Source organism: Catenulispora pinisilvae (genome assembly GCF_015356865.1).
GTDB lineage: Bacteria > Actinomycetota > Actinomycetes > Streptomycetales > Catenulisporaceae > Catenulispora > Catenulispora pinisilvae.
On sequence record NZ_JAAFZA010000392.1, the window covers coordinates 1 to 6,133 of the forward strand.

At 70.1% G+C, this 6,133-nt stretch carries 8 protein-coding genes; 7 read left to right on the forward strand and 1 reads right to left on the reverse strand.

What is annotated here, in order from left to right:
• The 6 genes from IZR01_RS47465 to ald all read left to right on the forward strand — a co-directional run.
• Positions 1–262 (forward strand): hypothetical protein (locus IZR01_RS47465; protein ID WP_194927691.1); only part of this gene is annotated, 262 nt, incomplete at its 5' end.
• Positions 263–274: 12 nt separating this feature from the next.
• Positions 275–772: a roadblock/LC7 domain-containing protein gene (locus IZR01_RS47470; protein WP_194927692.1), complete on the forward strand. Its 498-nt coding sequence runs from the start codon at positions 275–277 to the stop codon at positions 770–772.
• Positions 769–1,194, forward strand: a complete 426-nt coding sequence (locus IZR01_RS47475) for a DUF742 domain-containing protein (protein ID WP_194899517.1) — start codon at positions 769–771, stop codon at positions 1,192–1,194. Before IZR01_RS47470 ends, IZR01_RS47475 begins: the two co-directional genes overlap by 4 nt.
• Positions 1,187–1,771 (forward strand): GTP-binding protein, encoded by a 585-nt coding sequence (locus tag IZR01_RS47480; protein WP_194927693.1) that lies wholly within the window; start codon positions 1,187–1,189, stop codon positions 1,769–1,771. The genes IZR01_RS47475 and IZR01_RS47480 overlap by 8 nt, the downstream gene beginning before the upstream one ends.
• Positions 1,772–1,873: 102 nt before the next feature.
• Positions 1,874–3,082: an RtcB family protein gene (locus tag IZR01_RS47485; protein ID WP_194899519.1), complete on the forward strand. Its 1,209-nt coding sequence runs from the start codon at positions 1,874–1,876 to the stop codon at positions 3,080–3,082.
• Between the two features lie 274 nt (positions 3,083–3,356).
• Positions 3,357–4,472 (forward strand): alanine dehydrogenase, encoded by a 1,116-nt coding sequence (gene ald / locus IZR01_RS47490; protein WP_194927694.1) that lies wholly within the window; start codon positions 3,357–3,359, stop codon positions 4,470–4,472.
• Between the two features lie 83 nt (positions 4,473–4,555).
• Here ald and IZR01_RS47495 read toward each other — a convergent pair whose 3' ends face one another.
• Positions 4,556–5,173 (reverse strand): hypothetical protein, encoded by a 618-nt coding sequence (locus tag IZR01_RS47495; protein WP_194927695.1) that lies wholly within the window; start codon positions 5,171–5,173, stop codon positions 4,556–4,558.
• Positions 5,174–5,413: 240 nt separating this feature from the next.
• Here IZR01_RS47495 and IZR01_RS53915 point away from each other — a divergent pair.
• On the forward strand, positions 5,414–6,133 hold a 720-nt coding region (locus IZR01_RS53915; protein WP_194927696.1), incomplete at its 3' end, for a tyrosine-type recombinase/integrase.

A 6,133-nucleotide genomic window follows, 5' to 3' on the forward strand; every position in this document is an offset into this window, starting at 1 on the left:
TTCCGACGGAGCCCTGCCCCGCCGAGTCCGCAAGACGCCCTCGCATCCGGACTGGCCGACCAGCCAGCTCTCCGCGGTGACCGAGGGGCCGGCCCAGCAGCAGGACGCGCGGGCCGTGCGGGACGCGTTGCAGGAGTTCGAGGCGGGAGTGGAACGAGCGAACCGCGACAGCGCCGACCAGACGACGCAGCTGCCGACCCGCCGGCAGGCGGCCCGCCACGCGGGCCCGACCACGCCGGAGCGGGACGGGGAAGACCAATAGGAGGACGACACCATGATCGGCTCTAACAGTGCCGCCCCGTGGGAGAGCGAAGATCAGCGGCTCGCAGCCGACGCCGCGGACTTCACGTGGATGGTCGCCCGGTTCGCCAACGAGACCGCCGGCGTCGTGGACGCCATCGCGGTCTCCTCCGACGGGCTGCTGATCGCGGTCTCGCGCCCGCAGGACCCGGGGTCCTCCGAGCGGCTGGCCGCCGTGGTCTCCGGGATGACCTCGCTGGCCGCCGGCGCCGGCGGCAACTACGGCCTGGGCGCGCTGAACAAGGTCATCATCGACATGGAGGGCGGCTACCTGCTGATCACCCGGATCGGCAGCGGCGCGGTGCTCGGCGCGGTCACCACGGCCGACGCCAAGCTGGCCAACGTCGCCTATGAGATGACGCTGTTCGCCAACCGGGTCGGCGCGGTCCTGAGCCCGGCGCTGATCATCGAGCTGAAGAACACCGTCGGCATGGGCGTCCCCGCACGCAGGCCAGGTGGTGGGCAGGGGTGAGCGAACCGGGCCGGGCGGGCCCCGCCGAGCAGGGCCGCCGCGACGCCGTGGAGCAGGTCTCGGCGGTGCGGCCGTTCCTGCTCACCGAGGGCCGGGTGGTCGACGGCGAACAAGCGCTGCCGATGGAGACCCAGCTGGTCGCCACCCCCGAGGCGCTGGCCCAGCTGGAGGAGCCGCACCTGGCCTTCGAACGCCGCGCCATCATCGAGACCTGCCGCGTCCCGGTCTCCCTGGCCGAGCTGGCCGCCCGCCTGAAACTGCACCTGAACGTGGTCCGCGTCCTGGTGGGCGACCTGCACACACGACAGCTGCTGACCGTCCACGTCCCCCGCGCGGCCGGCGGCTCGGATCTGGACATCTTGAGAAGGGTGATCGATGGCCTCCGCGCAATACACACGTCAGGCGGGCCCGGCCATGACTGAAGCCACACCCACGGCGACGGCCATCCGGCCGCCGCAGCCGGTGAAGATGGTGATCTCCGGCGGCTTCGGCGTGGGCAAGACCACCGCCATCGGGGCGGTCAGCGAGATCGAGCCGCTGACCACCGAGGCCGCGATCACCGAGGTGGCCGCGGGCGTGGACGACACCAGCCTGACCCCGCGCAAGACCACCACCACGGTCGCGATGGACTTCGGCTGCCTGACCCTGGACCCCACGCTGAAGCTGTACATCTTCGGCACCCCGGGCCAGGACCGCTTCGGCTTCATGTGGAAGGACGTCACGGCCGGCGCCCTCGGCGCGCTGGTGGTCGTGGACTCCCGGCGCCTGGACGAGTGCTTCCCCGCGGTGGACTACTTCGAGCGGGAAGGGACCCCGTTCGCGATAGCGGTGAACGCCTTCGACGGGGTGCTCTCGCACTCGTTGCCCGCGGTGCGGTCGGCGCTGGACGTGGCACCGGAGGTGCCGGTGGTGGCATTCGACGCCCGGAGCGCGGATTCGGTGCGGGAATCGCTGATTGTCGTGCTGGAACATGCCTTGATGCGGGCCCGGGGGTATTAGAGCTTAGGCGCCGCAAATCCTGTTGCCCGCACCGGCGTTCGCATGGCGTCATAGTTCCCGTCATCAACGAACGCGAATGCGAATGAGGCAGGGTAGACAAGCATGTACACGACAGTTCCCGGATCGACCGAGCAGAGCTCGCCGATCCGGATGTGGGCCGAGCCGGAGTCTGTGGAGCCGCAGGCGCTGGACCAGCTCCGAAACGTCGCCGCCCTGCCCTGGACGCACGGCGTCGCCGTGATGCCCGACGTGCACCGGGGGATCGGGGCGACGGTCGGGTCCGTCATCGCGATGAAGGGTGCTGTCTCGCCGGCCGCGGTCGGGGTCGACATCGGCTGCGGGATGTCCGCGGTCAAGACCTCGCTCGTCGCCGACCAGCTGCCGGACGATCTCAGCAGGCTGCGGACCCGGATCGAGCAGGCGGTGCCGGTCGGGCGGGGCGTCCACCACAAGGACGTACGGCTGGAGGCGGTGCAGGAGCCCGGCGCGAAGAAGCCGCTGCGGGGGTGGCACGAGTTCTGGCAGGGCTTCGACGAGCTCGAACACTCCGTGACGCGGGGCAAGCGGGGCCGGGTCTCGGAGCAGATGGGGACGCTCGGGGGCGGGAACCACTTCCTGGAGGTGAACCTGGACGCGCAGGGCGGCGTGTGGCTGATGCTGCACTCCGGCTCCCGGGGCATCGGGAACCAGCTGGCCGCGCACCACATCGAGGTGGCCCGCACGCTCCCGCAGAACCAGGACCTGCCGGACCCGGACCTCGCGGTGTTCCTCGCGGACACCCCGCAGATGGCCGCCTACCGGCGCGACCTGTTCTGGGCGCAGGAGTACGCGCGGCGGAACCGGGCCGTGATGCTGTGGCTGTTCGCCGAGGTGCTGCGCAAGGAGTTCCCGAAGGTCACCTTCGACAAGGCCATCTCCTGCCACCACAACTACGTTGCGCAGGAGACCTACGACGGTGTCGACGTCCTGGTCACCCGCAAGGGGGCGATCCGGGCCGGCGGCGGGGACCTCGGCATCATCCCGGGGTCGATGGGCACCGGTTCCTACATCGTGCGCGGTCTGGGCAACGCCGCGGCGTACAACTCGGCCTCGCACGGGGCCGGCCGGCTGATGAGCCGGAACCAGGCCCGGAAGCAGTTCACCGTCGAGGACCTGAAGAAGCAGACCAAGGGCGTCGAGTGCCGGAAGGACCCGGGCGTGGTCGACGAGATCCCCGGCGCGTACAAGGACATCCGGTCGGTCATGGCCCAGCAGACCGACCTGGTGGAGATCGTCGCGGAGCTCAAGCAGGTGGTCTGCGTCAAGGGCTGACGCCGGCTCCGGGCCCGGCCGACCGCGGGTACCATGGAGAAACCCCGTCCCCTCGAACACCACGAGGCGGGCGGGGTTTTCGCCTGTCTTCCGCAGGTTGACGACCTCGGCCACCTTCGATTCCCAGGGGCCGGTACCGTCACTCCGTACGAATTCCGCCCCTCAGCCTGACAAGCTGTCAACCGATCGGGCCGGTCACGCGGAGATACACTCGCACAGCCGGAGCCGACAGCGAGGTCGGCGCCGTACCGAACCGAACGAAGGACTGGTCGCCATGAAGGTCGGCGTTCCCCGCGAACTCAAGAACAACGAGTTCCGTGTCGCGATCACCCCCTCCGGGGTCCACGAGCTGGTCCGCAACGGCCACGAGGTCTTCGTCGAGAAGGACGCCGGCGCCGGCTCCTCGCTCTCCGACGAGCAGTACGTCGCCGCCGGCGCGACCATCCTGGACACCGCCGACGAGGTGTGGGCCACCGGCGACCTGATCCTGAAGGTCAAGGAGCCGATCGCGGCCGAGTACCACCGGATGCGCCGGGACCAGGTCCTGTTCACCTACCTGCACCTGGCCGCCTCCCTGGAGTGCACCGACGCGCTGCTGGACGCCGGCATCACCGCCATCGCCTACGAGACCGTCCAGCTGCCCGACGGTTCGCTGCCGCTGCTGGCCCCGATGTCCGAGGTGGCCGGCCGGATGGCGGCCCAGGTCGGCGCCGCGACGCTGCAGAAGGCCAACGGCGGGCGCGGTGTGCTGATGGGCGGCGTGCCCGGCGTCCAGGCCGCGAACGTGGTGGTCATCGGCGGCGGCGTGTCCGGCATCAACGCCGCGGTCATCGCCAAGGGCATGGGCGCGCAGGTGAAGCTGCTCGACAAGAGCATCGCCCGGCTCCGGCAGGTCGACGCCGACCAGTTCGGCCAGATCCAGACCCTGGCCTCGAACGCCTTCGAGATCGAGCAGGCCTGTCTGGACGCCGACCTGGTGATCGGCGCGGTCCTGGTCCCCGGCGCCAAGGCCCCCAAGCTGGTCAGCAACGAGCTGGTCTCCCGCATGAAGCCGGGCTCGGTGCTCGTCGACATCGCCATCGACCAGGGCGGCTGCTTCGAGGACTCGCACCCGACCACGCACGCCGAACCGACCTTCCAGGTCCACGACTCGGTGTTCTACTGCGTGGCCAACATGCCCGGCGCGGTGCCCTACACCTCCACCTACGCGCTGACCAACGTCACCCTGCCCTACGCGGTGGAGATCGCGAACTTCGGCTGGAAGGACGCCTGCCAGCGCGACCACGCCCTGGCCCTGGGCCTGAACACGCACGACGGCCAGCTCACCTACCCGCAGGTCGGCGAGGCGCACGGGCTGCCCTCGCTGAAGCTGGACGAGGTGCTGGCCTGAGCACAGGCCGGCCGGATGGCATGAAGAAGGGCCCTGGCACTTGCCAGGGCCCTTGCCCGCGTCATGGCTCGAAGAGCCGCCGATCAGCCCTGGTTGTAGGGCCGGCCGCCGCCCTGGTTCGGGTCATAGGGCTGACCGCCGCCCTGGTTGGGGTCGTAGGGCTGGCCGCCGCCCTGATTCGGGTCGTAGGGCCGACCCGCCGGGGGCTGGTCGTAAGGCTGCTGTCCCTGCTGGTAGGGCGCACCGCCGCCCTGCGGCGGCTGGTTGCGGAACGAGCCCTGCGCCTGCTTGAGCGAGTCGGTGGCGGACTTCAGGTCGCCGCCCCCGGCCCGGTAGTCCAGCCACCCGAACACCGTCGCGGCGATCGCCAGCACGAGGCCGATGTAGAGCCCGAACGCGGCGCTCATCGAGGCGCCCATCTCGCTGGGCAGCGTGATCCAGCGCAGCACGATGATGACGAAGCTCAGTGCTCCGACCACCGCGCCGACCAGCGGCAGGCCGAGCGGGACGGCGAAGTCCCGGCCGAACGCCGGCAGCGCGGCCAGGGCGCCGAGCGCCAGGAGGAGCAGCATCGGAAGCCAGGCGCCCAGGCCCGCGTTCCAGCCGTTCCAGTTGAACTGCGAGTAGGTGTGGCCTGCGACGCTCAGATCCGCCCAGTGGAGGAAAGAGTCGACAAGGGCCAGTAGCCCGATGACGGCCAACGCCCTCCGGGTACGGTCAAGCCTGGACAGATCCATTGTGGTGCTAACCCCCATAATGCCCGATGCGTTCCCTACGCATGTTCGGCACAGTGCCGGAACGACAGTTTTACGCCATCGCACCCCCGCAGGTAAGACCTCCCGCCGAACTCCCGGGAAAACATCATCGAACGCGGTCCTACCTGCCGACCCGTCAGGAACTTCAGGGGTCGCCGCGGGGCCGGGCCGGGGTACCGTGAGCCCGTGTCCGACGACGTCGAATCCCGCGTAAAAGCGCACCTAGAGCACCTGTCCGTGGAACGCGGACTGAGTGCCAACACCCTTGCCGCCTATCGCCGGGACCTCGCGAGGTACGGGGTTTTCTTGGACACCCGGGGGCGTGCAAATTTCACCGACATCGAGCGCGCGGATGTGTCGGCTTTCCTAGCAAGCCTCCAAGATGGTGCCGCGTCGTCCGCTGCTCGCACTATGTCGGCTGTACGCGGCTTACACCGGTTCGCGCTGTCAGAGGGCTGGGTCGGGGTCGACGTGACCGACGACGTGCCGCCGCCGCAGGTCCCGCTCCGGCTTCCGAAGGCGCTGCCGCTCGACGACGTGGAACGCCTCCTGGCCGCGACCGAGATCGACGAGCCGTTGGCCCTGCGCGATCGGGCCTTGCTGGAGTTCCTGTACAGCACCGGGGCGCGCGTGAGCGAGGCCGTGGCCCTGGACGTCGACGACGTGGACCGCGAGGACCGCACCGTCATCCTCGACGGCAAGGGCGGCAAGCAGCGCCTGGTCCCGGTCGGCTCCTATGCCTGCCGGGCCATAGACGACTACCTCGTCCGTCTGCGTCCGGAACTCGCGCGCAAGGCCAGATCCGGCACCGCCGGAGCGCTTTTCCTCAACGCGCGGGGCGGCCGGCTGACCCGTCAGGGCGCGTGGATGGTCCTCGGCGCCGTCGCGGAGCGTGCCGGGCTGGGC